The 3,167-nt window shown below is 56.2% G+C and carries 2 rRNA genes (1 of these 2 running past the window's edge); both read left to right on the top strand.

What is annotated here, in order from left to right:
• Nucleotides 1-2,784, top strand: a 23S ribosomal RNA gene (locus Bequi_RS14075) (it extends 210 nt beyond the left edge of the window).
• 117 nt (nucleotides 2,785-2,901) lie between these two features.
• Nucleotides 2,902-3,018, top strand: a 5S ribosomal RNA gene (gene rrf, locus Bequi_RS14070).
• Nucleotides 3,019-3,167: the final 149 nt, after the last annotated feature.

Below are 3,167 nucleotides of genomic sequence, written 5' to 3'. Positions count from 1 at the left end.
TGTCTGTGTGATACCCGGCAGGGGTTGCAGGCGCGGGGTTGTGGGACGTGTTGTTCAGGTCTGCCGGCCTGTGAACGTGTACGTGTGCTGGTAGTCGAAGTCGTGTTGAGTGCGACGGCGTAGAGGGTGTGACCCCCGTAGACGAAGCTGGTGCAGGGCGTGACGCTGTTCCCGAGTAGCACCGGACCCGTGAAATCCGGTGTGAATCTGCCAGGACCACCTGGTAAGCCTAAATACTTCCTTGTGACCGATAGCGGACAAGTACCGTGAGGGAAAGGTGAAAAGTACCCCGGGAGGGGAGTGAAATAGTACCTGAAACCGTGCGCTTACAATCCGTTGGAGCCTTGAGGGGTGACAGCGTGCCTTTTGAAGAATGAGCCTGCGAGTTAGTGGTCGGTGGCGAGGTTAACCCGTGTGGGGTAGCCGTAGCGAAAGCGAGTCTGAACGGGGCGTTCAGTCGCCGGCTCTAGACCCGAAGCGAAGTGATCTATCCATGGGCAGTGTGAAGCGCGGGTAAGACCGCGTGGAGGCGCGAACCCACTTCAGTTGAAAATGGAGGGGATGACCTGTGGATAGGGGTGAAAGGCCAATCAAACTTCGTGATAGCTGGTTCTCCCCGAAATGCATTTAGGTGCAGCGTCACGTGTTTCGTGCCGGAGGTAGAGCACTGGATAGGCGATGGGCCCCACCGGGTTACTGACCTTAGCCAAACTCCGAATGCCGGTACGTGAGAGCGTGGCAGTGAGACTGTGGGGGATAAGCTTCATAGTCGAGAGGGAAACAGCCCAGAACATCAGCTAAGGCCCCTAAGCGTGTGCTAAGTGGAAAAGGATGTGAAGTTGCTGAGACAACCAGGAGGTTGGCTTAGAAGCAGCCACCCTTGAAAGAGTGCGTAATAGCTCACTGGTCAAGTGATTTTGCGCCGACAATGTAGCGGGGCTCAAGTACACCGCCGAAGCTGTGTCATTCAGGTTTTGCCTGGATGGGTAGGGGAGCGTCGTGCAGGCAGCGAAGCTGCGGGGGAACCCAGTGGTGGAGCCTGTACGAGTGAGAATGCAGGCATGAGTAGCGAAAGACGGGTGAGAAACCCGTCCGCCGATTGATCAAGGGTTCCAGGGCTAGGTTAATCCGCCCTGGGTTAGTCGGGACCTAAGGCGAGGCCGACAGGCGTAGTCGATGGACATCGGGTTGATATTCCCGAACCGATCGTAGGAGGACCCATACCGAGGCGTGCGATGCTAACCACCCGAGCTGTGCAGTGTTCCTTCGGGAATGTTGTGATGGCGAGGCTGGGAACCAAGTGCGTAGTAGGTCAGCGCAAGGAATGACGCAGAGAGGTAGCTTCCGCGGACTTAATGGAATAGTCCGTCTAAGCGTGCAGCCCGATCCCGGGTAATGCTGGGGTCATTGAGGGTCAGACGTGATGGGGATCCCGTATGGGCGTAGGTGAGTGATCCTGTACTGCCAAGAAAAGTTCCGGCGTGACGAATACGGTCGCCCGTACCCCAAACCGACTCAGGTGATCAGGTAGAGAATACCAAGGCGTTCGAGAGAATCGTGGTTAAGGAACTCGGCAAAATACCCCCGTAACTTCGGGAGAAGGGGGGCCGGAGGTGTGAGAGCACCGAAGGCCGCAGAGACCAGGGAGAAGCGACTGTTTACTAAAAACACAGGTCCGTGCGAAGTCGTAAGACGCTGTATACGGACTGACGCCTGCCCGGTGCTGGAAGGTTAAGAGGACTGGTTAGCGCTTCGGCGCGAAGCTGAGAATTTAAGCCCCAGTAAACGGCGGTGGTAACTATAACCATCCTAAGGTAGCGAAATTCCTTGTCGGGTAAGTTCCGACCTGCACGAATGGCGTAACGACTTCTCCACTGTCTCAACCGCGAACTCGGCGAAATTGCATTACGAGTAAAGATGCTCGTTACGCGCAGCAGGACGGAAAGACCCCGGGACCTTTACTATAGTTTGGTATTGGTGTTCGGAACGGCTTGTGTAGGATAGGTGGGAGACTGGGAAGCATGGACGCTAGTTCGTGTGGAGTCATCGTTGAAATACCACTCTGGTCGTTCTGGATTCCTAACCTCGGCCCGTTATCCGGGTCAGGGACAGTGCCTGATGGGTAGTTTAACTGGGGCGGTTGCCTCCTAAAGAGTAACGGAGGCGCTCAAAGGTTCCCTCAGCCTGGTTGGCAATCAGGTGTTGAGTGTAAGTGCACAAGGGAGCTTGACTGCGAGACAGACATGTCGGGCAGGTGCGAAAGCAGGAACTAGTGATCCGGCACCTCATTGTGGAATGGGTGTCGCTCAACGGATAAAAGGTACCCCGGGGATAACAGGCTGATCTTGCCCAAGAGCTCATATCGACGGCATGGTTTGGCACCTCGATGTCGGCTCGTCGCATCCTGGGGCTGGAGTTGGTCCCAAGGGTTGGGCTGTTCGCCCATTAAAGCGGTACGCGAGCTGGGTTTAGAACGTCGTGAGACAGTTCGGTCCCTATCCGCTGCGCGCGTTGGATATTTGAGAAGACCTGTCCCTAGTACGAGAGGACCGGGATGGACTGACCTCTGGTGTGCCAGTTGTTCTGCCAAGAGCATGGCTGGTTGGCTACGTCGGGAAGGGATAACCGCTGAAAGCATCTAAGCGGGAAGCCTGCTTCAAGATGAGATATCCGTGCCCCTTGTGGGTGAGAGGCCCCCAGTAGACGACTGGGTTGATAGGCCAGATGTGGAAGCACAGCAATGTGTGGAGCTGACTGGTACTAATGGCTGATGACTTTTCAACATTATTCTTCTTGCTGAATGTGTTCGCGTCCACTGTGTGGTTCTTGAGGAACAACCCTCGGTGTCCTGGTTTCCGTAACGGATCGGGGTGCTGTGGGGTCTGGTTAGTCTCGTAGAGTTACGGCGGTCATAGCGTTGGGGAAACGCCCGGTTCCATTCCGAACCCGGTAGCTAAGCCTGACAGCGCCGATGGTACTGCACTCGGGAGGGTGTGGGAGAGTAGGTCGCCGCCGGACATCTTTGTGGTGGGTTGTGGTCCGTGTGTGATGGTGTGTGGGTCCTCTTTATGGGGTGATCCCGCTGTCGTGCGCGGGCCACAATCTTTTTGTGGGTTGTTGGTGCTGTGTTGTTCGGGTGTGTTGTGCCGGTCCTGGTGGGGGCCGGC

It is taken from the genome of Brachybacterium equifaecis (assembly GCF_023509525.1).
GTDB lineage: Bacteria > Actinomycetota > Actinomycetes > Actinomycetales > Dermabacteraceae > Brachybacterium > Brachybacterium equifaecis.
Note: the sequence above shows the minus strand (reverse complement) of the source record. Positions and strands in the feature narration are given on the sequence as shown.